Below are 24,448 nucleotides of genomic sequence, written 5' to 3' on the forward strand. Positions count from 1 at the left end.
TAATGTGTGAGCCCTTTTGTTTTGCAAGAGCAAGAGTTACGGTGCCAGGAGATTGCTCTCGTTCAAGTCGAAGGTATAGATGCCGTACATTCCAGCAGCGAAGTAGGCATTCGCCCCTTCGGTAATGAACGCTCTCGGCCATCCGTTTGTGCTGAAGTAGGATTGAGCCTCAGGTGCACTCGGGTCGTCGATATTGATGACCAAGAGTCCTCCGGAGACGGTGAAGAGCGCACGGCCAGGAATGGCTGCTCGCAAGCTTGCCCACGAGTCGATCGGTGTCTCCGAGAGAACGTTGAGACCACTTCCTGTCAACGAGATGATTCCAAGCTTCACTGAGTAATCATCGTTTGAGTAGTAGTCATAGGTCTGCCGGAAGGTGAAGAGCAGGTTGCTCCCGCCATCGAGTGTGATGGTGTCGATGACCTGATCTTCAAACCGCTCCACGTCGTTTAGAACAGCTCCGTTGGCCGTGCGTGTGAGGCGGTTGATGGACGACTCTACGATGTTAGAACCCCAGAGGAAATCGCGCGTAATCAGCGTGTTTCCATCCACTTCCAAGAGCTCGCCAGGGATATTCACATCAGGCTTGATGACTGGTGCGGCGCCGCCAAGGTCGATCTCTCGGAAAAAGTATTGAACGAACGGACGTGGGTCGTTTGGCAACTGATAGGGCTGCTTGTAGGTGGCGAAAAGGCTATCACCTCGGACGAGGAGGCCAACGGATTCTTCGTCGTTCGCCATCGTGATCTGTGTTGCACTTGGGAGCGTTGAGCCTGAAACGTCGAGGATCTTGAAGTCCCAGTAGGTCCAGTAACGGTTTTGCTCGTAAGAATATGTGCGCGTCTCTCTCGGTACCGTTGAACGAGGAACTTCCACGCACTGGGTGTCATCAGCGGTTTGTGTACATTCGTAGAAGTCGCCGTGGCAGAAAGTTGGCTCAACCGTGCCGTTCGGACGAGTTAGAGTCTCGCAACGGTAACGCCCGGAGAAGTAGGTGCAGTCTTGTCGTTCACCTGTTTGGTTGTCGTAGCAACTTTCCCAGTAGTTCCCTGAAGGATACTCTTCGACGTAGTTGATGGTGCCGAGCAACTCAGTCTCTTGTTTAGAAACCGGGTAAACAATTGTGTCGGCGACTGCCATTGCGTCTTGTCCTCCCCAGTACGGGTAGTAATAGTCGCAGCCGAAACAATCGTACCATCCCCAGTAATCGTTGTAGCCCGTGGTTAGCCCCGTGTAGACTTCGGAGTCTTCAAGGGTGGGCATGCCAGGGGTGCTCAAGTTCCAGAGCTGAACTTCATACTCGTCATTGTTTGTGCTGTTCTGGAGCCGTTGGGTCACGACGAGCTTGTCTCCCACCTTTGTGATGGTGGAACCCGCTGGAATCTGGATTTCAGCAATGGACTCAGCGCTGTCGAGGTCATCACCGATGGGGACAATCTCGAGCTCGTCCAGAGGAGCAGTGTTGGACGAGGAGCTCCACCACCAGTAATAAGACCGTTTGTCTTTTCGTCGAACCGCGTGTGACCCGTAGAAGAGCAATTCGGAGTAGTTCGGCGCAAGTTCGATCGAACCGAGGCGCACGGGTAGGTCAGGAGCACTTGCGTCATAGAGGGCGAGCTCCGCTTCAGAGAGGTTACCCACGGTCTTATCGGTCGCATCGGCGAGGAAGCTACGACGTACGGGTGTGTCGTGCTCCATGATGCCGCGCTTAGTCAGGGTAGTGTCGCTGAACGTGAAAATCTGGACCGCGGAGATGTATTCATTTTGGTCCCAGCCAGTGAAAGGAAGCAACACCACGCCGGTTTCGGTTTCTCCGGTCGGCGCCTGTACTGCCGTGGCCTTCTCCAGAACGGAAAATGCGCGATCGTCCCAGTTGGCCTCGGACCAGCTGAACGATAGTTCGACCTCTTCGCGGTCTAGCATCGGCGACGGGTTGGTGAGGTCGGTGATGTCATAGAGGCTCACGGCCATTGTGTTGCCGTTCTCATCGTTCTTTCCAATGCCGATGAGTTGTCGCTCGCTGTTCACAGGGCGGAAGTAGTCGTTCCAACCTGAAACGATGAACTCAGACTTCTCGTCGACCATACCGTTGGCGGTGATCTCAAATGCATGAAACGGATCCACACGGCGATACGTCACGAAGAATGCCTTCTCGCCCAGGAATAGCGTGGCGAAGAGGTCTTCATTGTCGCCAAATGTTGCGGAATCGATCGGCGTCAGGTTCGAGATGTCCGTTGCGTCGAAGGTCTCTAGGTGGTTGGTATTTTCGTTGGAATTCCAATGGTTTCCCGACACCACGCGAAGTACGTTCTCGTGTACGTCCATGTTGAACTTGTTGGCGACATAGCCTTTGACGCGGACCGTATCTCCCTCAACCATCTCACCGGTTGGGCTTGAGATGTCGATGAGTGTCACGTCACTACCCCCTTGGCCCTGCCAGTCGTGACGAGCGACCATCAGTCGCGAGCCAGTAGCTTGGATATCCCCGACGTTTCCATCCAGATTGAGTGTGGTCTTGGCCGTGATAGCGCCAGTAGAGTTCACGGAGAAGCTCTTTACGTTGGTCTGGCCGCCGCCTTGATATTCATTGGCAACAACGTAGAGGGCCTCCTGCCCATTTCCTCGAGTAAGGCGGCTTGAGCGAATCCATCCGGGAACTTCAGCACGGCCAGTCACCGTTGGAGCTGCCGGATTGGAGATATCGATGACTACCACAACGCCACCTTGGTACGCATCAGGTAGTACGTCTTCGCGTGAGCCGTAGTAGCCTCTCCAATTATTCATTAGGGCGTAGACGCGCGAGCCAACCTGGTACATTTCCACCGGATGACCGCTCATTTGCACTTTGCCCAACATATCGGGGTTCGCTGGGTCGGTCATGTCGATGATTTGAAGTCCACGATAGGCGTTCAGATTGAGAATCTTCCCGTCGGTGGTTACCCGATAGATATCTCCCTCTTCGACTGTGCGCTCATCGGCGTCTTCCCCTGCCTCAGGTGCAGCGTTCGCGTTGTTCTCAAAGTTGTCGTTTCCGCGAGATTGCTCACCATTGTAGCCATCCGCAGATACGAAACGCGAAGCACCTACTTCCGGTTCAGGTTGTGGGGCCGGTGTCTTGGTGAGGCTCTCGGATTGATGATCTGCACATGCGGCGATGAGCATCGTGCCCAGTGCCATTCCTGCTATCCACTTCTTTTGACTCATGACGTCTCCTTGGTTGAATCAGTTACAAACCTACAAGTTTGCAACGAAGATGCCAGATGTGCCGAGGGGTCTTAAGTTGTTGTTATGTCTTTGTTTTGGGTTGGCGCGATTCGCTTGACTATCAGATTCTTGAGTGGGAAACCCTCCAAATGAATTCCAGAGTCTCAAGATTTTGATGGTGTTGCTTCGTGGTTGCGTGAGCGCTCCACAATTCTGTATTGTGCACCTTGCGAGCCTACCTTTGGTGCCGTGTGGAGATGACATGCAAGTTCTAGCAGTTGGACATTGTACATTAGACTATTTGGCCGTTGTGGATCGTTTCCCTGAGCCAGAAAGTAAGAAGGATATGCTTCAGTTTTCTCAGCAGGGAGGAGGTTCCGCTGCGACTGCCGCCGTGACGCTCGCCCGCTGGGGAGTGTCTACGGGTTTCGTGGGTAAAGCGGCAGACGACGGGCGCGGCCACGAAATCGTGCGCACGATTCGCGACGAAGGCGTCAACGTGGACCATTTCGTTTTCCAAAAAGGAGCCGTGTCCCAACTCTCCTTTATCGTGATCGAGCAGGGTACTGGGCGAAAGCAGACGTATGTGACACCCGGAAATGTGGACGTTTTGCGCGCAAACGAGATTCCAGACGAAGTTTTGGATGGTGTGACTTGGCTCTTGGTTGACGGGACTCATATCGAAGCTGAGCTAGACCTTATGAAACGCGCAAAAGAGCGAGGAATTCGTATTCTTCTGGACGCACAGTCCTTGACGCCTGCTATCGCTGAAGCCGTGGCCCATTGTGATGTGCTCGTGGCTTCGGAGCGTTTTGCGAGTCAATTTGCAGGAGTAGGGGAGTTGACGAGCTTGTGTCGAACGCTTCTGGACAAAGGGCCTTCACACGTTGTTGTGACACTCGGTGTGGATGGCTGTGTGGCCCTTGACCGAGATACCGACAAGCTCGTGAGGCTCGAGGCTTTTGATGTCCCAGTTGTAGACACGACCGGGGCAGGTGACGTGTTTCACGGCGCCGTGCTCTACGGATTGCTCAACGGCTTCTCACTTCGCGAACAAGTTGAGTTCGCGAACATCGCCGCGGGACTGGCATGTCAAGGGGTTGGAGGGAGAGGGGCGATTCCGAGCCTCGAAGAGGTCCGGAAACATTTCTCCTCTTAGTTTCTTCGGCGCCGTGAATCTTTGCGGTCTGGACCGCGGTCCTTGCCGTTTCTTCTGTCTCTTCCACCACCACCGCCACCTTTGCGGTCACGGTCGTTTCGCTCAGGACGATCTTCACGTCGCTGTTCACGCTTTTGCTCGGTCGCGCCGATGTGCACAGCCCAGAACTGGCCAGCTTTGATAGCATCCACCAATTCCGACTGAGTGGTGATCTCGTTCTCGAAGAGCGTAGCGAAATCCCCGACATTTTGTCCCGCGGAACCAGCAAGGGTAGGCAGGCTCAAGAATGCTGCAGCTTCCAACGCAAAATCAGCCTGGAGAGTCTTCAGACCCGATGTGAAGACTTCAACGCCTTTGATGCCGTTAATTTCGAAAATACGATCGCCCATGGCGTGAGGGATGCTCAGGTCATAAGGCCTCGACGCAACAACGACACCGTTGTGGGATTCGAAAAGTTCCACGACCTGTTCCACGCTTGGTGTCACAACTTCGGTGAGCTGACGCCATTCTTCTGAGAGGAGGAAAGGTCCAACCTCTGGAACAAAGCCGATCACAACCCCGGTAGTGGTTGGAATCTCTACTCCAACGAATCCTTGAATTCCCGCATTCTTACAGGCCTCGAGCGACTCACTGCTATGAGAAGTTGAGAGGGTTTCGCAAAAGGCAACCGCGTCTAGGCCTGCGGCCTTAGCTTTTTCAGCTACTTCGGCAGCGCTTAGGCTTACACCCTTAGAGCGAGAGGTTTTGGCATGAAGGTCAATGAGCATCTAATGTTCCTCTTGGGTTTTCTGACGATTCCGGGGTGATGTCTATGACATCATCATTTTGCCACCGCGTGGCTCGTTGGTTGAGATCGATAACCGTCACGTCGGGATTCTGCAACATGTTTGTGAATTTGCTGCGTGCAAATCGCTTTATCGGTCCTCTCGAAGCCGGAATCAAGAGGATCAAACCAAAGGCGTCTGTGATGACCCCAGGCGTGACCAAAAGCGCGCAAGCCATCGCCACTGCAAGCCCATCGAGCACACTATCTCCGGGAAGCCGAGCGTTCGCAAGGTCCTCCTGAATGCGCTTCCACGCTTGACGCCCTTCACGTGCGCCGAGCCACGAACCTACCATCGCCGTAACAACCACCAGCAAAATCGTTGGGATCAACCCGATCTCTTGTCCTAGCGGAATCAAGACCAAGAGGTCGATGAGAGGAACGATGGTGAAAAGAAGAAATAGTTTGCCTAGCATGCGTCTCCCGAATCCAATGACGTCGCGAAGCTAAGGACGAAAACCGAGCAATCAAGCCGATTCATTGCGCCGTTGGCAAGCAAACTCGTTTCTCGCCAAATCGTGTAGCGCATTCTTCGGGGTCATCAAAAGCATCACATGCGCTTGAATCCTGACAGCGCCAGCCACTTAAGTATCGACAATCAGCATCAGATTCACACCCTGGGAAGCAAGATTCTGTGCTTGTTTGAGGGATCTGCAGACAGGTAGCGGAATCCTCGCAAGGGCACTTTGATGTGCACACCCCGGGAAAGAGCGTCTCAAGGCCCTCGACCTCGGTGGAGCATTCGAGCAAACCGGGGCATTCCAAAGTACTGTCACAAATGCTGCCCAAATCGGGGCTACAAATTTTAGCGCCCGTAGAGAGTGTGATGCAGGATCTTCCAGATTCGCAGGTTCGTGTCTCATCGCACGCATCCACGCAATAGAACTCCTCAGATCCACCTATACAAAGTCTTCCACTGGCACATTCCAGATTCGATCGGCAAGCCGACGAGGGCTCGATTGAGCCTCCGAGATAGCAAACTGATTCAGGACGACCGGCCAGAGCAAGGCAGACCGAGGCGTCATCACAAAGGGAGTAGGGCTCCTCGCAAACGCGCATGCATCGATAGTTTTGACTGGAATCGCCGATGCAAAGTGCACCTTCCACACAGTCCTCTGGACCTGCGCAAGTCTCCCCGATTTGGCGTTGCTTATCCTGCATCATCGACATGTCTTCCCCGAGATCCTCAGGTGTATCCATGTCAGCGGTCCGGGGGGCGCCAAGGTTCTCTGTGCAGGCGCCAAGTGCCACGCTCAGACCGGCGATGAAAACTATCCGAAGTGCAATTGTCAGGGGCTTCAAGGTCGTGGTATTCCGGGCCGGTCCTAGGCTTTGGAGCGCTCTTATGTTGGATATCAAGTTCATTCGCGACAATGTAGACCTTGTTAAGCAGGGTGCCAAAAACAAACGTTTTGACGTCGATATCGACCGACTCATGGAACTCGACGTTCTTCGGCGTGAACTTATCACGGAGGCGGACTCCTCGCGTGCACGTCGTAACGAGGTCGCAGCGGCGATACCACAAGCGTCAAAAGATGAAAAACCTGCTCTAATCGAGGAGGGTAAGACTCTAAAGACTAAGATTCAAGAGTTAGAAGTCAGATTGACTCAGGTAACCGAAGAGTACGATGCGCTCCTGCTGATGGTGCCCAATGTCGCGCTCGATGAAGTTCCGATCGGTGAGACAGATGCAGACAACGTGACCGTGCGTCTTGTTGGAGAGCCGAAGAAGCTCGATTTTGCGCCCAAGGATCATGAAGAGCTCGGGCTTACGCTGGGAATCTTGGATAAGGAGCGGGCGATTAAATTCGCAGGTGCTCGCTCGTATCTTCTTCGGGGCCCGGGCGCTCTCCTTGAGCTCGCCATCACTCGACTCGCTATGGATATCCTTGTCGAGGACGGATTCGAGATGATTCTCGGCCCTTTGATGGTCAACGAATCCGCCATGAAAGGCACAGGCTTCTTTCCTTACGGTAAAGAGGACACCTATCACTTGGAGAAAGACGATAAGTATTTGATCGGAACCTCCGAGGTCTTTTTGGTCAGCCTTAATGCCGACGAAATCATTGACGAATCAAGGCTCCCTATATTGGTGGCAGGCTATTCGCCATGCTTCAGAAGAGAAGCGGGAAGCGCTGGCAAGGATACTCGAGGTGTCTATCGCGTTCACCAGTTCACGAAAGTTGAGCAGGTCGTGGTTTGCAAGAATGACCCCAACGAGTCTCGGGCTCTGCACGAGCGCATTCTTGGGAACGCTGAGAAGCTTATGCAGCGCCTTGAGTTGCCATATCGCGTTGCACTCGCCTGCACAGGCGAAATCGGCCTCGGGCAAGTTCTGAAGCATGAAATTGAGACGTGGATGCCATCTCGCGAAGGCTATTTTGAGACACATTCCTGCTCGAGCCTCTATGATTATCAGGCCCGACGCTCCCAGATTCGTTGGCGTGATTCCGATGGGAAGATTCACTTCTGTTACACGCTCAACAACACCATGATCGCGAGCCCGCGTATTCTGATTCCACTTTTGGAAAATTACCAAAACGCGGATGGGAGCGTGACGGTTCCCGAAGCACTTCGACCCTACATGCACGGAATCGAGCGCCTGGAGCCGAAGTCCTAGCTTCGCTTGACCGCCGCCCCCGAAATCGTCAATCCTTAAGACCGTGTCTTACTTAGGTCTTTCCCAGGCTTTTCATGCGTTTTGCGCTTCTATTCGCTTTGATCTTGGTTGGCTGTGCGTCCGAGGACGAGTCTCCCCCAGATGAATCGTCGCGCCAGGTGCAGCCCTTGATCATCGGGTACAATCAGTCTCAAATCGTTTCTTCATCGGTTCTGACCTTCGAGATCTTGGGGACCGAGCGAACCGTTGCTGAATCAGCTGAGATCAAAGTTGAGGGCTACGATGGAGTGGGCCGGGAAGTCTCGTTCACGTATTTTGTAGCCGAGACCGACCGAGACGGAGATCAGGGCAATATTATTGTTCGCATGCCGGTTAACACACAGCTTTGGCCAGCTCTTGCGCCAAGCCCACAATCGATTTTCACCGGTAGTTTTGAAGTCGACCTCATCGACGAGATAGGCGTTCTTGGACGAGGAAGGCTTGACGGTCAACGCCTGGAGGCCTTTTCCGAGTTTCCTCCCAATCTGGATGCGTTCTCTCTGCCAGCGGCCTTTCCGGGGCAACTCATAGAGGTCACAGGCAAGAATTTTTTGCGACCAGAGGAGGGGGCAACCCTCGCTGTGGTGGACGGCGCTGTGACTTACTCAAACGGTGACACGCGCGAGGTCACAAGTGCGGAAATCGAGCTCGTTTGGGACGATAGTCGAACACGCGCCTATTTCCCGCTTCGCCCAGATGTTTTCGGGGTTCAAGTCATGAATTTCGATGGGTCTGTAAGCTTCTTGAATCGCCTGTCCAGCGCTCAGGAGTTTCCGGGCAACGCTCTCGAGAGCCTCGTGTTTGAGATGCAACCTCCATTCATTGCGACGTTTAATCCGGATGCTGGCTCTCGTGGTCAACTCATTCAGATTAACGGCCGGGGAATGGTCCCTAATGCCGACTCCGACGCATTCTTCGGGATGATCTTCCGATTTGAGGGAACGCTTCGCTACGACGACGGAGAGTCGCTCAATCTTGAGGGAGAACGGGCGCTAGAAAGGAGTCCGGACCGCGTCTTGAACGATTCGGTAGCCGAGATGGCTGTTTGGTATGAAATTGTGGAGCGCCCGGGGCAGCTTGGACTCTACGACCTCACGGGCCTCGGCGCGAAACCAGGCGTATTCGAAGGTTCGATCACGCCAATCGCTTTTGACCAATGGGGCGAGCAGATAGGTGAGGGATTTGTGGGTACCTTTGAGGTCTTGCCCACTAAGCAAATGGTCCACATCAAGTATCTTCCATCGTTCTCAAAGGGCTTGGAAAAGTACGGGGTGCAAAACGTTGAGTTCGAGATTCGGCGCCGAATTCTTGAAGTAACCAATCGCGATTATGCCATGGTAAACGTTGAGTTCACCGAGGATGCGCCGACCCAATTCATCGATTTTGCAACGATCGAGATTGGTGGGCCAGACCCGTCTGGTGAGAACAAATTCGGCTACGACAACACCTGTAATGTGGTCACGCAGCGGTGCAAGGATACCGACAACCTATTTTTGGCGGATTACCTGGGCGGCGTAAATCGCAACAGCCAGGACGAGTTCAGCACGCCTTATGGCGGGGTCTTCATCGAGTCTTTCGATTACTTCAGCAAGACCCTAAATCCCGGTGTGATTGATGCGTCGGAAGATTTTGACCGGGTTTTGGGGCCTTTCATGCCAGCGCTTGGAGGAAGTCCCGTACGCGGAACCGAATGGCCGAACGGCGAGAGGTCAGCTCAGATTCAAGAGGCGATCCATATGATTGGAAGCGTGGTCGGCAACACGATATCCCATGAGATTGGCCACTCTTTGGGCCTCTCATTCTTCGACCAAGATCGCATTGTTCCTCGAGGAGAGTTCCACAACCGCACGCCTTGTGATGGGTGTTTGATGGACTCGGGTGGCGACCGCCCCTTTGTGGAGCGTGGCGAGTTGAATGGTACACAACCTCCTTTCTTTAACCCGAAGAACCAAGAGTATCTCTTGGAGATTCTCCCTTTGCCGTGAAATCCTACCTTTTCCCACTTCTGATTTGGCTTGCGCTTTGTGTGGGCTGCGCCTCAGGGGATCTTGAAGAAGGGCCAGAGCGAGAGCCTCAGGAATTTGTCGCGCTTCTTAACCAGACGGATGTACTCCCGAGTTCCATACTCAGCTTCGAGATCTTGAATTCCTCGCGGCGTGAATCGAGCGGAGCGCGGGTTCGGCTAGGAGGTATTCTCGATGGGGGCGAACGGTTCGAGGCCACGTATTTCGTGCCTGTGGACCGCGTCGGTTCCGCGGGAAACCTGAAGGTCTCCCTCGACGTCAACGAAGGACTTTTCGCTGAGATAAGTGGAGGGGAGGACCGCAGGTTCACAGGTTCCATCGAGATTGAGCTCGACGACCCAATCGGACTCCTCGGAATCGCCTACGTCGAGGATATCCGACTCGATTTTCGAAACGATGCGACGCCGAAGAATGTGGAGCTTCCCTCGAACCTCTCGGGCTTTCCTGACCAAGAAGTGGTGATTCGCGGTGACGGCTTCCTAAGACCAGAGGAGGGCACAACCTACGCACTCGTAACCCAAGGGCGTATGACTTATCCCGACGCTTCCTCAAGGGTCATCACGAATGCACGTGTAGCTCTAGAGTGGAACGGGGCGCGTGATGAGGCGATTCTTAGATTGAGTCCCGCCCTTTTTGGAGTGCGCGTTGGCCAGTTTGAAGGAGAACTCGCGTTCGAAAGTGTGCTCCGCACGGGCCAAAAATTTAGTGGAACGCTTATTCCAGACACGCGTATTGCAATCGATCGGAGTCGGATTGAGTCGTTGGAGCCGAGAAGTGCCTCTCGGGGTCAAAAGGTCACCATCCGGGGGCGAGGTTTCGTGGTCCCAAATGACGCCCTTGGATACGGCATGTATCTGACCTACGACGGCACATTTACACCTAGCAACCCGAACATCCCGCCGCTTGTTTATTCCGGAAACTCAGCGATCATTCGCGTGCCATTTGAGGTTTCAGACGAGAGTACGATCCTTCAAGACGTTTGGTATGAGATCTCGCAAAACAACCAAATCACTGGACTGGGTGCGACCCCAGGTGTCTTTGAAGGGACGATTACCCCAACGTTGTTTGACGCGTCTTCGGAGCAAGCCGGGCAGTCGTGGCGGGGAAGCTTTGAGGTTACTTCAACTAAACAGATCATCTATTTGAAGTATCTTCCGGGGTTCACTCGCGCGCTTCAGAATTACGGACTGGCCAATGTTGAACATGCTTTGAAGGAAGCGATTCTGGAAGGCGTCAGCAGAGACTATGAAGACATTCATGTGGAAGTCCGCGACACAATTCCTCAAGACTTTATCGAGTTCACAACGGTTGAGATTGGTGGTCCTGACCCCAGTGGTCTGCTCAATTTTGGATACGACAATTCGTTTAATCAAGGTGGCAAGGATACGGGCAATTTATTTCTCGGCGACTATCTGGGCGGGGTGAATCGTCACAGTCAGGACGCTGGTTTTTTGCCTTACGGTGGCGTGTTCATTGAGTCCTTCGTGATCTTTAGTCCCACGCTCTTTCCCGATAATTTTGGGACGTCTCCGGAGTTTGACCGAGTGATGGGTAAAGTGATGCCGTCTTTGGGCGGACAACCAGCTGGGCCCGACGACCTATCGGGAGATCGTGCCGAAGAAGTTGGGGCGGCAGTATCGCTCCTAGCTAATCTAACCGCGCATACTGCCGTTCACGAGGTGGGACACGCGCTGGGGCTCGCTCACTTTCCGCCAAGCGTAGAAGGCCACGAGAAGAAGTTCCATAACGACCCGCCGGGCGAGGGTTGGATTATGAACTCTGGAGCAGACCGGCCGTTTGATGTTCGAGCGCAGTTGCCCGGCGCCCCTACGAGCCGCTTTAGCCCTCGCAATTTGGACTACTTGAAGTCGATTCTGGCTATGCCTGAGTAGAGCTCGCGGATAAGTTGAAAACTCCTTGACTATCGTGCCTTCGGCCTTTATGGTCCCGCCGACTCTGCATTTTGACTTTCTCTCCATGGGTGGGTTCGTCAGACAGAGTAGTTTAGATACGCATTTTTTTGGAGTTATCCCATGGCTTTGCATTCAGATATCAAAAACGAAATTATCGCCAAATTTGGCCGCGGTGAGAACGATACGGGTTCACCTGAGGTCCAGATCGCTCTTCTGACAGCTCGCATTCAGCAGCTTCAAGAGCACTTTGAAACACATAAGCACGACCACCACAGTCGTCGCGGCCTGCTTAAGCTGGTCGGACAGCGTCGTCGTCTTTTGGCATATCTTCGTAGCAAAGATATTCCGCGTTACCGAGAGTTGATTCAAGCACTCGGACTGCGAAAGTAATTTTCCAGCCCCCGTCTTTCGGGGGCTTTTTTGTAAGATTTTTTCGGGGCTGTCGCCTTTGCCAGGGAGGCAGCCTTTCCATGAAGGTGTGGTGGCTCAATTGTGTGCACACCACGTAGATGTAAGGATAGAGATATATGGCAATTTATAGAGAAGTGGCTCGGATCGGCGATCGTGAATTGATCATCGAGACCGGCCGAATGGCTCGCCAGGCAGGCGGGTCCGTGGTTGTGCAGTTTGGTGAGTCAATGGTGCTTTGCACCGCAACCGCAGGCGGAAAACGCAACCTTGGGTTCTTTCCCTTGGTTTGTGATTACGTGGAAAACCAATGGGCGGCGGGTTCGATCCCGGGCGGCTATTTCAAGCGCGAAGCGAAGCCGAGTACTAAGGCAACGCTCACGAGTCGTTTGATCGACCGACCAATGCGTCCTTTGTTTCCGAAAACTTTCGAAAACGAGACCCAGCTGGTCGCTTGGGTCATCTCGGCAGACCGTGTCAACGATACTGACGTTCTGAGCATCACGGGATGTTCGGCTGCGCTCATGCTCAGCGACATTCCGTTTGCCGGACCGGTCGTCGGTGTTCGTGTGGGTCGTGTCGATGGCAAGTTCATCGCAAACCCAACGTTCGAAGAGCGCGAGCGCTCCGAGATGGACATCGTGCTCGCTGTGACGCTTGACGCCATCGTGATGGTCGAAGGTAGTGCGAAAGAGACCCCTGACGAAATCATGATCGACGCCCTCGATTTTGGTCGTGACGCTGCCCAAGACGCCCTGCAAGCGCAGGTCCGTATGGCAGAAGCGATTGGAAAGGCGAAGACGGCTGTGGAAGAGGCTCCTAGCTTTCCGAAGCACGAAAAAGAAGTTGAAAAGCGTTACGCGAAGAAGATTGTTGCAGCACTCACCGTGCCCGACAAGCATGAGCGCTATGCTGCTATCAACGCCGTAAAGGACGAAGTCGTCGCGTACTACGAGGAGAAGGCGCCTGAAGAACTCGATGCCTATAAAGAGGCATATGGGAATATCCGCCGAAAAGTCTCTCGTGAGATGATTCTCGACGGAAAGCGCATGGACGGCCGTGGTCCGAAGGACATTCGTGATATCACGATCGAACCTGGCTACCTTCCACGTAGCCACGGGTCCGCGATTTTCACTCGCGGAGAGACTCAGACCCTTGTGAGTGTGACGCTTGGTACCGAGCGCGAAGCTCAGCGCCTCGATACGCTTGAAGGTGATGAGACACGCAACTTCATGCTCCACTACAATTTCCCAGGATTCTGTGTCGGAGAGGTCAAGCCTTTCCGAACCACAGCTCGTCGCGAAATTGGACACGGATTCTTGGCAGAGCGTGCCTTGACGGCAACGCTTCCGGACCTTCCAGCTGATTTCCCATACACAATCCGCATCGTCAGCGATGTTCTCGAGTCCAATGGTTCGAGTTCGATGGCTTCGGTTTGTGGCGGTAGTATCGCGCTTATGGACGCTGGAGTTCCGATTCCTCGCCATACCGCTGGTATCGCCATGGGAATGATTAAGGAAGGGGATCGCTATCAGATCCTCAGCGATATTCTCGGTGACGAGGACCATCTCGGCGACATGGACTTCAAGATCTGTGGAACTGAGAAGGGAATCACAGCGTTCCAGCTTGATACGAAGATCAAAGGCCTCAATCGCGAGACCATGAATGCGGCGATCGGTCAGGCTCGCGCTGGAATTCAGCACATTCTGAATCTGATGACTCAGACGATTTCTGAGCCACGCAGTGACCTTGCAGACACAGCACCACGTGTTGTGAAGATCAAGGTTCCTGTATCCGCAATCGGTGCGGTTATCGGACAGGGTGGGTCGACCATCCGTGGCATCCAAGATGCTACTGGAACGACCGTGATGATTTCGGATGACGGAACGGTCTCCATTTCATCGTCCAACGCTCTCAAGGCGCAACAGGCTATTGAGATTATCGAAGGCTTGACGGCTACGCCTGATGTGGGCGCCATCTACATGGGAACAGTCAAGAAGGTCGTAGACTTCGGTGCTTTCATCGAAATCCTCCCAGGAACCGAAGGCTTGTGCCATATCTCCGAGTTGACCGAAGGTCGCGTGGACAGCGTGGACGACATCCTCAAAGAGGGTGACGAAGTTATGGTCAAAGTTCTCGAGATGGAGCGCGGCGGAAAGATTCGTCTCTCCAGACGTGCGGCGCTCGCTGAGAAAGGCGAAGTAGACCTCAACTAAGGCTTATTCGCCTAGGTTGTGTGACTTTGGAGTTCCCGCAGCACCAAGAGAGGCATCAATGCGGTGGACTACATAGAGTCCGTCACAATCAGAATCACGGCGCGCCCATAGGGTGTAGATACCGTCGGACTTATCAAATCGAAATTGATAGACCGACGGTTTTTTTGTGTCCAAACCCACCATGCTCCAGAAGTCATCAGTATGCGGAAGCTTGCTGGATGCGCAGGGAAGGTCGCTTGGGTTCCAAGGAGTGGACTCGGGGAGGTTCTTGGGATCCTTCACCTCCGCGATCTTCTGAGAGAGCAGCTCAAGTGTTTCCGGCCCAGATTGTGCAATTTCGGCGGCCTGCATCTTCGGATAGTCAATCAAGTAGAATTTGAGGCCGCTCGCACCGGCGAGGATCGCTGCGGCGAGTATGAGAAACCGGACGAGAGGGCTCTTCAAGAGTGTTTGGTATGACGGGCGTTCCATAATTGAATCTATCGCAGTTCAGGGACGTTGAAACCGAATGTGCGGTAATCGTCTCGTAGAGTTGTGAGCGAGGGTTGTATTTGATAGCCTCTGCACCAATGAAGAGGAGGATAACATGAGTCGTGTATTTTATCTCATTATGAGCGTCCTGTTGGTGCTCGGATTGTCAATGAGCGCCACAGCGAAGTCGAAGGCAAAGTCTGACCTTTCTTCTGAGCTATCCGAGACACTTGGAGATATCAAGTGGGGTGATTCGAAGAAAGACGTGCTTGCCAAACTGAAGAAGTCGGAGATGGACAAGCTGCGCAAAGATGAGTCGATTAAGAGGGATATGCTCCTTCTTCAGAAGGAGCGAAAGGCTCTTCTCGACCGCCTGGCGACTGCTGAAAAGAGCTACACACGCCTCGAAGGACGAACGGGCTATGAAGTGAGTGTGGTGGCAGATGAATTCACAACCAACAATGGTGAGTCATTTCTGCTGGTGAAAGACAAGGTTGCTCAGCGATTCTACTTCTTCATCGATGGTAAGTTTTACAAGCTCGTGGTGGGCTACAATCCTTCTTACATGCAGAGCGTTGGTTTTGAGTCGTTGGTAGGCTCAACCGTAAATAAGTACGGTCGTCCGACCGTCGCTGAGTACGAAGAGATTGGTGGCAAAGAGCAGTTGGCCCTTGTGCAGTGGGAAGATCCGGAGACCGTGATGGCGGTTAAGAATAAGAAGGAACTCTTCGACACGTACACGATGGTCTTCTCGGACCGACAGGCGCTGAGACGCCTCGAGGCATCAAATCGTAAGTTCGGAGGCGGTGACAAGAGTGAAGAAGAAGTATCTGCTGCGGTTCAGGCATTGACTGAGGCTGGCGACTACGAGGCGAATGCCAACGTCCTTGACTCACTTGTCGGAAGCACCGACGTCAACTTGAACGAAGGACGACCACAAGACGACAAAGTGCGCAAATACACAGACGAAGGTGCGGTTGCTGCCGCTCCGGAAAAGAAAGAGAAGAAGAAGGCTAAGAAGAAGAAGGCTAAGAAAAAGAAGACCAAGAAAGGGCCTGACTTCAAGGACCTGGCGACGGGTGCTTCGGATGACCTGATTATTTACTAGGCGTGATGGATAACAAAATGCGTTCAGCAATGTGGGCCTTTGTGGCCCTTCTTTTTATTTCTTGTGGCGAAGATGACGATGGTGTCGTGGAGGAAAATCGGTTTCCGACTCTTCCTGCTGCCACACCCTTTTCATGGGCTGATGTGGAAGTGGGAGTTGGAGTTCGGTCCGGTGAAGCGATGGGAATCGCCACGCAACGGGCAGAAGTCCTTGCGGAAGTTTCTCAAACCTTTCCTCATGCAGTCCTACGCCTACAGACTTACGATCAGGGGGCTCAAGAGGTCGGTGAGTACTTAACCTTTCCGGCAGCTAGTACGGTGACATCTCGTGGTCCTGTCGACTTCAGAGCATCTAACGTTGGGTCCGGTAAACTCTCTGCCCGAGCACAGGACTTGAGTGATGAAATCGACGAGTTCAGTCAACTCGCAGACGCAGAGTTCACCGAGAAATCGGTCGTGGTAGATTTCTGGCGTCTTCGTAGAGATTGGTACGTTCGTTGGGACGGGGAACTGGGCGAGGAAGCGAACACGGTGGGACGCGGCCCCTATGGATTCTTCCGTAGCGATTTTAGCCGTTCAATCCTTGACGATATCGAGAGCACGGCTTCCGCTCTGACTCCCAGATACATGGTTGTGGGCACGGAAATGGAACGCCTTGTTCGGACTCCTGAAGGTAACGGAGTGGCTCCGAGCGAGTTCGCCAACTTCATGGGGTTCTACCAGCTTGCGATCGAGAGGATCCGCCGTGCCTCACCCGAGACTAAGATTGGGTTTGGTATCAACTGGAATCATTTTGTGGAGTTCGTCGCACCTCAATACGGTGGCGATGGTGTAAGCGAGATCGAAGCGCTTGATACAGCGTTTGAGCTCCTCTTGCTGCCATTGCTCGAACGCTCCGACATCCTTGCGCTCTCAGTCTACGCGCAACCCGGGGACGATGGAAGTTCCTATGAATTTCTTCGGCGCTTGGAGAGCCTCTACGGTTTGACGCTTCCGGTAGTCGTTTACGAAGTCGGAACCCCGGTGGAGTCTGTGGTTGACTACTTGAGACAAAAGAATTTCATAGATGATTTTGAAGCCTGGATGGCTGGCTTGCCCGTGGAGTTTGTCGCGTGGAAGGGGATTGCGAATTTTGATGGTTCTGACACTTCGAACCAAGAGCCGACGGGGCGATGCGAGGTTTTTCAAGACAGTGCACGGTCGCTCGATATGCCAGCGGCAGGCTGCTATGACGGATTGGTCACATCCATCTTCAGCAAGAAGGAAGTTTTCACCTATCTGCAGGAAAAGACCGCCAATTGACTTGCCGCGGAATTCTGACCATACACCTGTTGGTTTTGCTCCAAGAGACCTGTTTCTAGGTACAGGGTATGTTGCGAATCTTCATCTTAGTGGCCTTAGGCCTAGCGTTTCCCAGTTTTGCGTGGGCTAGTGATGCTTCGATTTCGGAGCGTCTGCCGCTTGTCTCTCTTGGGCTCTCGGTGTTTCTTTTTGGGCTCGTTGTGGCTCAAGCCCTTACAAGTTGGTGGGATTTGACTCGATTGGGGAAGGTTCGCCGATACCTAGGTGCTCTCATTTCGGGAATCGGTGTGTTCTGGCTGGTCTTTGCCTCCACAGAAGCCCCGCCTAGTCCGGACGGCCTTGATTGGGAATACGACTTGGAATCAGCCAGAGTGTTGTCCGAGGCTTCTCAAAAGCCAATCATGGTCGATTTCTGGGCCGAGTGGTGTGCAGCCTGTAACGAAATGGAATCAGAGGTCTTTCGCTCGGCTGAGGTTAGGCCTCGGCTCGAGGAAGAATTCATTCTTTTCAAGGTCGACTTCGACCAGGACACGCCTCAAAATCGAGAGTTGATCAAAGAGTTCCGCGTAAGTGGACTTCCAACTGTAGGCTTCTATAAGTCCAATGGTACACCCGTGGAGAATGCGCGATTCGAAGGAAAGCTGGAGTCGGGCGAGTTTCTTGAGAAGCTCGACATCGTTCAGACGGGGAAGGGTGGGAGTAGCTCGGGCTTTGGGAAGGAACTCGATGAAAAGGGGCTTTGGGCCGCACTCTTGTTGGTATTCTTAGCTGGCGTGGCGTCGAGTTTCACGCCTTGTGTCTACCCACTGATTCCGATCACGATCAGCCTCTTTGGAGCTCGCGACGTTGCTACTCGCCGAGAAGGGTTTGCTCTGAGCCTAGTCTACGTACTCGGAATTGTCCTGACTTATTCAGTGATGGGTTTGGGAGCGGCCGCGCTTGGAGGCGTGTTTGGCGGCGCTATGCAGAGTCCGGTTGTTGTGGTTGGTATCTCGGTGCTCTTCTTTGCGCTCGCACTTTCGAGTCTGGGACTTTTCGAGATCAAGCTTCCCGCCAACCTGCAAACTAAGCTCGGCCAAACAGGAAAGAAGGGCTACTTCGGAGCGCTGCTCATGGGACTTGTGGCAGGTTTGATCGCAGCGCCGTGTGTTGGGCCAATAGTGGCCGGCATCCTGGTTTGGGTCGCCCAAGAACAAGATCTACTGATGGGTTGGCTCTTCTTGAGCGTTTTTGCGCTCGGTATGGGCCAGCTTTTTATCCTCCTAGGGACGTTTTCCTCAATGATCTCCAAGCTTCCCAAATCGGGACCGTGGATGGAGACGGTCAAGGTTGTATTTGCGACCATCTTTGTGGGCATGACGATCTACTACCTCCGACTCGTCATTCCACTTTTCTCAGATCTAAGCTTTTCGATCTGGGAAGCCACCCTCTAGATGCGTCATACGCACGATTTTTGGGGTTGAAACGTCATATTCGCAAAGAGTGACTTGACGCCCCCTTTGCAGTGCATACCTTGCCGCGCAGCTTAATTGTGAGTGGAGAGGTAAAGAATGCCAATTTACGAATATCAGTGCACAGAGTGTGGAGAGGCCCTCGAAGAGATGGTTCTTCCTGGTCGGGCCGAGCCAACGGTATGTCCAAAATGTGGGAAACCGAATCTGAGTCGTGTGATGTCGACCACATCCTTCCAACTCAAGGGAGGCGGTTGGTATGTCTCGGATTATAAGGGGACAAAGAGCACACCTAGCGATAGCGGAAGCAGCACTGCGGCCTCAGACACAAAAAGTGCGACGGGAAGCGAATAAATTTGTGTTCGCGGGTTGCCGCTAGCGAACCCGTGTATAGCTTGTGATTCAAGTTAGGAGTTCGGTCGCGCGAGGTAGTAACTGGCCGCGACCAATCAAATTCAAAACCAATAGGTTAGGAGAAACGGATATGGGTAAGATCATCGGTATCGACCTCGGTACAACCAACTCGTGTGTGGCAGTGATGGAAGGCAAAGAGCCAAAGGTCATCGCCAACGAAGAAGGCACTCGAACTACGCCATCTGTGGTGGCATTTGATGACAAAGGCGACGTCCTTGTTGGGCGAATTGCCCGCAACCAGGCGATCACCAACGCCGAGAACACCATCTTCTCGGTGAAGCGTTTCATGGGAATGAAACAGAGCTCGGTGGCCAATGAAGTGGATCGCATCCCTTACAAAGTTGTCGCCGCAGACAATGGAGACGCTTCGATTGAGGTTCGCGGCAAGAAGTACAGCCCACCGGAGGTGAGCTCTAAGATTCTCATGAAGCTTAAGAAGGCTGCGGAGTCTTATCTAGGTGAAACGGTCACAGAAGCCGTGATCACCGTGCCTGCTTACTTCAACGACGCTCAGCGTCAGGCGACCAAAGATGCCGGTCGCATTGCAGGCTTGGACGTCAAGCGTATTGTCAACGAGCCTACGGCAGCCGCGCTTGCCTATGGACTTGACCAGAAAAACGGTGAGCAAACGATCGCCGTATACGACCTTGGTGGCGGTACGTTTGATATCTCCATCCTTGAGGTCAGCGACAAGATCATCGAGGTTATTTCGACCAATGGTGATACGCACCTCGGTGGTGACGACTTCGACCAAGTGATCATTGACTGGTTGATCGCTGAGTTCAAGAAGGACACGGCGATGGACGTGTCGAAAGACAAGATGGTCCTTCAGCGTCTCAAGGAAGCCGCCGAGAAGGCCAAGATTGAGCTTTCTAGCGTGACTGAGACGGATATCAACTTGCCATTCCTCACAGCGGACGCGAGCGGCCCGAAACACCTCAATATGAAGCTCTCCCGAGCCAAGTATGAGTCGATGATCGGCGACTTGGTTCAGCGAACTTTGGAGCCCTGCAGGAAGGCTCTCGAGGATGCGAAACTTACCAAGGACAAGATCGACGAGATTATTTTGGTCGGTGGTTCGACTCGTGTGCCTTTGGTCCAAGCCAAAGTTAAAGAGTTCTTCGGCAAGGAGCCTCATAAGGGCGTGAATCCCGATGAGGTTGTGGCACTCGGAGCTGCCGTGCAAGCGGGCGTCTTGAGTGGCGACGTGACTGATATTCTTCTCTTGGACGTGACTCCGCTTTCTCTCGGAATCGAGACCCTGGGCGGCGTGATGACCACTTTGATTCCTCGGAACACAACGATTCCGACGAAGAAGAGCGAGATCTTCAGTACAGCTGCAGATTCGCAGACCTCGGTGACGGTCCACGTGCTCCAAGGTGAGCGCCCCATGGCCGGTGATAACAAGACCTTGAGGAAGTTCAACCTGGACGGCATTCCACCGGCTCCACGTGGCGTGCCACAGATTGAGGTCGCTTTCGATATCGATGCGAACGGTATCGTACACGTGTCCGCGAAGGACAAGGCTACCGGCAAAGAGCAGAAGATCCGCATCGAGTCTTCGAGTGGTCTGGCTCAAGAAGAGATCGATCGTCTCGTCAAAGAGGCCGAGGCTCATCGAGCCGAGGATGACAAGAAGAGAGAGCGTGTGGAAGTTCGCAACCGTGCAGAAGCAATGGTTCTCTCAGCTGAAAAGCACGTCGCAGAGCACGGAGACAAGCTCGAAGGTGAGCAGAAGACTGAGCTTGAGGGTCTGATTTCAGGACTCAAAGGCGCTGTGGAGAACGAATCATCGAGTGTTGAAGAACTCAATGAGAAGATGGAGGCCTTGGAGAAGGTCCTCCACGCTGCAGCTGAGAAGATGTATCAGCAAGCATCGCCTGAGGGAGGTGCTGAGCCAGAATCTAAGGGTTCTGACGATGATGATGTGATCGACGCTGAGTTCGAAGAAGCGAACTGATTGCGCTTAGAATCGGCGAATTAAGCGTGGGCATACGCCCACGCTTTTTTTTATTTCCAAAATGTGGTCGAGTGTAGGTGGATCCCTTGTGATCCTATGAGGCATAGATGAGCACTGGAAAACAAAACGCGGTTCACGCCCAGCAAAATAGCGATGGAACGTTTGAGCTCCATCTCGATTCAACAGATAGCAGCGTTGAAGTCGAAAGTTTCACACCTCCTCCGGAGCCAAGTGAGCCGCCGAAATCACGACGAATGCTCATCGTTTTGGGCGGCGTGGTGGCTCTATTAGGGCTGGGAGCTGCGGTCATGTTTGCGCTCTCTCGAGGAGAGATTCAGACCAACTTTGATGCGAATCTAGAGCCAGTTCAAGGGTTTCGTCCATATATGGGCGGAGCGTCAAGTCCTCCCGTTTCTGCCCGGCCATCTAGGGCACGACCCGTTGTGGAAGAAGTCGTCGAGGAAGAGGTGGTGGAAGAGGAGGCTCAAGAGATCGAGATGATTGAAGGCGAGGAGATCCGTGAGGAAATGGCCCCGCCTGAGGTACTCAATGAAAATCCGCCGATTCAACTCGAAGAGATCGAAGAATCTGAAGTTCCACCAGAAGAAGATGGTTGGGATGTGGAGGAAGAAAGTGCTGACCCTCTCGATGAGCAGGGCTCATTGCCCTTCAATAAGATGAAACATCGTGGTCAGATTGAGGCGATGAAGCGGAATTCGGATGTCCTAATGCGCGGAAACATGGAAAGAATTCGGGGACTACCAGAACTCTCTCCCAAGTTGAGGTCTTCGGCGTTGATGAAGGCTGGGCGATTGGGCACACCACGTGCCGCTGAATTTGAAGATTCCGAAAATGAAGAATCTTACGAATAGTGAAAAAAACTATATTGACAGTCATGAGGCTCAGACCTATAAGACCAATCCGTTCGCGGGAGTAACTCAGTGGTAGAGTGCAACCTTGCCAAGGTTGAAGTCGAGGGTTCGAATCCCTTCTCCCGCTTTCTTCGAAAGCCCCGATTGTAAGTCGGGGTTTTTTCGTTTCTTGGTTTTAGGGCTGAACGGAAAGGGCGAGTTCGAACAAGGAGTGGATCGATTGCTGGTCAAAGGCAGGACCCGCACTTTGAATGACTTTTCCTCGGTTGAAGACCAGGATTGCCGGCAAGGCGTCTCGGGAAAAGATAGCGGCAATCTCCGGGTTTTGCTCAACGTCGAGCGAACAAACCTTGACCATTTCTCCGTAACTCGCTTGTTGGTTCTTGACGAGTTCGATGCACAACGCGGATGCTGCACTCCATCGCGCTGTTAGGAGCACGATCACGGGGCGTTTAGAGTTTCGGACTTCTGATTCAAACGTGGAGTCGCTTAGTTCTACCATCTATTCTTCCTGAACGGGTTTCTCTAAACTCTTACACAACTCGAGATTCATGACGACCAAAGATAACCTATTACTTCCAAAGATCTCGCGATGGTCGGGAGAAGACGGGCCTATCCTGCGGATCAAAGATCTCCATCGGTCATTTGGCGAATTGGAGGTCTTGAGGGGCATTGATCTCGAGATACCCACGGGTGAGTTTACGGTCATCCTCGGGCGGTCAGGGTCGGGGAAGACCGTGTTGATGAAGCATATGAACGGTCTTATGAGAGCCAACCGTGGAGAGATTGAGTTTTTCGGCAAGAAGATTGGTGACTTAGACGCCGTTTCTTTAGACGACTTGAGGAAGCGCGCAGGGATGCTCTTTCAGAATTACGCGCTCTTCGACTCGATGTCCGTGGTTGAGAATGTGGCGTTCCCGCTCGTTGAGAACAACGCGTTGGGTAAGGCAGAGGCTGAAAAGCTTGCTGCTGAGCTGCTCGAAAACCTCGGACTCGGAGAAGTTCTAGAGGAGTTTCCCGCAGCGTTGTCTGGGGGAATGAAGAAGCGCGTCAGTGTGGCCCGTACCATCATCTGGAATCCAGAGATGCTTCTTCTCGACGACCCAACCACCGGCCTTGACCCGGTAATGACCGAGTTTGTGGACGATATGCTTCGGGATATCGTTCGGGAAAACGACCTGACCGCCGTGATGGTCAGTCATAATCTCGCATCGATTTTCCGAAGTGCCGATTCCATCGCTGTCTTGCATGACGGAAAGATCATTGCTCATGACACACCGGACGCGATCAAGCGCTCGAAGGTACCAGAAGTTGAGGCGTTGGTCGGGAAAGCGTCTCGATCGGTCATCGACGAGGCCCGTGAGGTCTCAGAATCCGCATCAGAAGCCATGGTGACCATGAATCAAGTTCGCAAGTCTTTTGGTGAGCGAGATATCCTCAAAGGCGTGGACTTCACGGCCCGGAAGGGCGAGATCACAGTGATCATCGGTGGCTCAGGAGCGGGCAAAAGCGTCATGATCAAACACATGTTGGGTCTGATGCGAGCAGATGCGGGCGAAGTCATGCTCTTCGGGCAACGTGTTTCGGAGCTGAGTGATCAGGATCTAGAAAAGTCTCGTAAACGAATTGGAATGTTGTTCCAGCACTCGGCGCTGCTCGACTCGTTGACGATCGAAGACAACGTGGCTTTCCCGCTCGTTGAGCGGCGTGAGGCCAGCAGAAAAGACGCGTTGGAGCGGGCCCATGAACTTCTGGATATCTGGAAGTTGGCGGACATCGCGAAGCGCTATCCGTCCGAGATCTCAAACGGCCAACAAAAGCGCGCAGCACTGGCTCGGGCGTTGATATCGAAGCCCGAGCTCATGATCTACGACGAGCCAACCACCGGCCAGGACCCGGTGCTTTCGGACTACGTCGAAGAGATGATCCTCGAGGCCCAAGAGAAGTTCGACCTGACGAGCATCGTGATCAGTCACGACATGGCGTCGACGATGCGGATGGCGCACCAAGTTGCACTGCTTTATCAGGGGCAAATCTTGCTCCAAGCCGATCCAGCCACGTTCTTGGAGAGCGAAGACGAGCGAATTCGCGAGTTTGTTTTCGCCGCGGTCCTCGGTGCGGACGAGCGTTAGAGCGGGTCTGTCGAGTTCGGGAGACCAACCCAGATTTCACCGTCTTGAGTTTTTACTGGGTAGCAGTTGGCTTCATATCTAGGGTTTGTTTTGCAGGCGCCACTTCTCATATCAAAACCCCATGCATGTCTTGGACATCGAACGATGAAACCTTCGACAGGCCCTAGCGCGAGGAATCCGCCCGCGTGTGGGCAGAAGTTCTGGATGCAATAGTACTGGCCTTCTACGAGGAAGAGCGCGAGTTTCTTGGTACCGGCATGCACGAGCTTGCCCTCATTTTCTTGAATCTCTTCTTCGCGGCAGACTTTGTAAAATGTATGTTCCGAATCCACG

Annotated in this window: 20 protein-coding genes and 1 tRNA gene; 14 read left to right on the top strand and 7 right to left on the bottom strand. The window is 53.3% G+C overall.

All coding sequences use genetic code 11. The features are described 5' to 3' along the window. Positions 1-36: 36 nt before the first annotated feature. The gene (locus FRD01_RS01315; RefSeq protein WP_146956913.1) at positions 37-3,204 is read right to left on the bottom strand and encodes a beta-propeller domain-containing protein; all 3,168 of its coding nucleotides are present in this window, start codon (positions 3,202-3,204) and stop codon (positions 37-39) included. A gap of 262 nt (positions 3,205-3,466) precedes the next feature. On the opposite strand from FRD01_RS01315, the gene FRD01_RS01320 reads away from it, so the two are divergent. Then, positions 3,467-4,363 carry a carbohydrate kinase family protein gene (locus FRD01_RS01320; RefSeq protein WP_249755913.1) on the top strand — a complete coding sequence of 299 codons (897 nt, stop codon included), beginning with the start codon at positions 3,467-3,469 and terminating at the stop codon, positions 4,361-4,363. Here the strand turns inward: FRD01_RS01320 and FRD01_RS01325 are convergent. The 3 genes from FRD01_RS01325 to FRD01_RS01335 form a co-directional block, all read right to left on the bottom strand. Next, positions 4,360-5,130, bottom strand: a complete 771-nt coding sequence (locus FRD01_RS01325) for a PHP-associated domain-containing protein (RefSeq protein WP_146956916.1) — start codon at positions 5,128-5,130, stop codon at positions 4,360-4,362. The two genes, FRD01_RS01320 and FRD01_RS01325, sit on opposite strands and share 4 nt — an antisense overlap. Further along, positions 5,120-5,602, bottom strand: a complete 483-nt coding sequence (locus FRD01_RS01330) for an FxsA family protein (RefSeq protein ID WP_146956918.1) — start codon at positions 5,600-5,602, stop codon at positions 5,120-5,122. The genes FRD01_RS01325 and FRD01_RS01330 overlap by 11 nt, the downstream gene beginning before the upstream one ends. Positions 5,603-5,663: 61 nt before the next feature. Beyond that, on the bottom strand, positions 5,664-6,488 hold the full coding sequence (locus FRD01_RS01335; protein ID WP_146956920.1) for a hypothetical protein: 825 nt from the start codon (positions 6,486-6,488) through the stop codon (positions 5,664-5,666). Between the two features lie 43 nt (positions 6,489-6,531). On the opposite strand from FRD01_RS01335, the gene serS reads away from it, so the two are divergent. From serS to pnp, 5 genes are all read left to right on the top strand, one after another. Beyond that, entirely contained in the window at positions 6,532-7,806 is a 1,275-nt protein-coding gene (serS, locus tag FRD01_RS01340) for a serine--tRNA ligase (RefSeq protein WP_146956922.1), read from the top strand. 74 nt (positions 7,807-7,880) lie between these two features. Continuing rightward, positions 7,881-9,830, top strand: a complete 1,950-nt coding sequence (locus tag FRD01_RS01345; RefSeq protein ID WP_146956923.1) for a hypothetical protein — start codon at positions 7,881-7,883, stop codon at positions 9,828-9,830. Continuing rightward, positions 9,827-11,761 carry a zinc metalloprotease gene (locus tag FRD01_RS01350; protein ID WP_146956925.1) on the top strand — a complete coding sequence of 645 codons (1,935 nt, stop codon included), beginning with the start codon at positions 9,827-9,829 and terminating at the stop codon, positions 11,759-11,761. Before FRD01_RS01345 ends, FRD01_RS01350 begins: the two co-directional genes overlap by 4 nt. A gap of 141 nt (positions 11,762-11,902) precedes the next feature. Further along, positions 11,903-12,172, top strand: coding sequence for a 30S ribosomal protein S15 (rpsO, locus tag FRD01_RS01355; protein WP_146956926.1), 270 nt, complete (start codon positions 11,903-11,905; stop codon positions 12,170-12,172). A 137-nt stretch (positions 12,173-12,309) separates the two neighbouring features. Continuing rightward, the gene (gene pnp, locus FRD01_RS01360) at positions 12,310-14,406 is read left to right on the top strand and encodes a polyribonucleotide nucleotidyltransferase (protein WP_146956928.1); all 2,097 of its coding nucleotides are present in this window, start codon (positions 12,310-12,312) and stop codon (positions 14,404-14,406) included. Positions 14,407-14,409: 3 nt separating this feature from the next. On the opposite strand, the gene FRD01_RS01365 is transcribed toward pnp, so the two are convergent. Beyond that, positions 14,410-14,877, bottom strand: coding sequence for a hypothetical protein (locus FRD01_RS01365; protein ID WP_146956930.1), 468 nt, complete (start codon positions 14,875-14,877; stop codon positions 14,410-14,412). A gap of 115 nt (positions 14,878-14,992) precedes the next feature. On the opposite strand from FRD01_RS01365, the gene FRD01_RS01370 reads away from it, so the two are divergent. The 7 genes from FRD01_RS01370 (at position 14,993) to FRD01_RS01400 (ending at position 22,110) form a co-directional block, all read left to right on the top strand. Beyond that, entirely contained in the window at positions 14,993-15,985 is a 993-nt protein-coding gene (locus FRD01_RS01370; protein ID WP_146956932.1) for a hypothetical protein, read from the top strand. A gap of 17 nt (positions 15,986-16,002) precedes the next feature. After that, a complete protein-coding gene (locus tag FRD01_RS01375) occupies positions 16,003-17,286 on the top strand; it encodes a hypothetical protein (RefSeq protein WP_146956934.1) in 1,284 nt (427 codons plus the stop codon). Positions 17,287-17,354: 68 nt separating this feature from the next. Next, on the top strand, positions 17,355-18,719 hold the full coding sequence (locus FRD01_RS01380; RefSeq protein WP_146956936.1) for a cytochrome c biogenesis protein CcdA: 1,365 nt from the start codon (positions 17,355-17,357) through the stop codon (positions 18,717-18,719). A 117-nt stretch (positions 18,720-18,836) separates the two neighbouring features. Continuing rightward, a complete protein-coding gene (locus FRD01_RS01385) occupies positions 18,837-19,091 on the top strand; it encodes an FmdB family zinc ribbon protein (RefSeq protein WP_146956938.1) in 255 nt (84 codons plus the stop codon). Positions 19,092-19,221: 130 nt separating this feature from the next. Then, positions 19,222-21,111, top strand: a complete 1,890-nt coding sequence (gene dnaK, locus FRD01_RS01390) for a molecular chaperone DnaK (RefSeq protein ID WP_146956940.1) — start codon at positions 19,222-19,224, stop codon at positions 21,109-21,111. Between the two features lie 107 nt (positions 21,112-21,218). Continuing rightward, the gene (locus FRD01_RS01395) at positions 21,219-21,983 is read left to right on the top strand and encodes a hypothetical protein (protein ID WP_146956942.1); all 765 of its coding nucleotides are present in this window, start codon (positions 21,219-21,221) and stop codon (positions 21,981-21,983) included. Between the two features lie 55 nt (positions 21,984-22,038). After that, positions 22,039-22,110 (top strand) — tRNA-Gly (locus FRD01_RS01400). 48 nt (positions 22,111-22,158) lie between these two features. Here the strand turns inward: FRD01_RS01400 and FRD01_RS01405 are convergent. Beyond that, a complete protein-coding gene (locus FRD01_RS01405; protein ID WP_146956944.1) occupies positions 22,159-22,485 on the bottom strand; it encodes a thioredoxin family protein in 327 nt (108 codons plus the stop codon). A gap of 49 nt (positions 22,486-22,534) precedes the next feature. Between FRD01_RS01405 and FRD01_RS01410 the strand changes: the two genes are divergently transcribed. After that, positions 22,535-24,115 (top strand): ABC transporter ATP-binding protein, encoded by a 1,581-nt coding sequence (locus FRD01_RS01410; RefSeq protein ID WP_146956946.1) that lies wholly within the window; start codon positions 22,535-22,537, stop codon positions 24,113-24,115. Here the strand turns inward: FRD01_RS01410 and FRD01_RS01415 are convergent. After that, positions 24,112-24,447, bottom strand: a complete 336-nt coding sequence (locus FRD01_RS01415) for a Rieske (2Fe-2S) protein (RefSeq protein ID WP_249755914.1) — start codon at positions 24,445-24,447, stop codon at positions 24,112-24,114. The genes FRD01_RS01410 and FRD01_RS01415 overlap by 4 nt on opposite strands. Position 24,448 lies beyond the last annotated feature (1 nt).

The sequence above is a fragment of the Microvenator marinus genome (assembly GCF_007993755.1).
Taxonomy (GTDB): domain Bacteria; phylum Myxococcota_A; class Bradymonadia; order Bradymonadales; family Bradymonadaceae; genus Allomicrovenator; species Allomicrovenator marinus.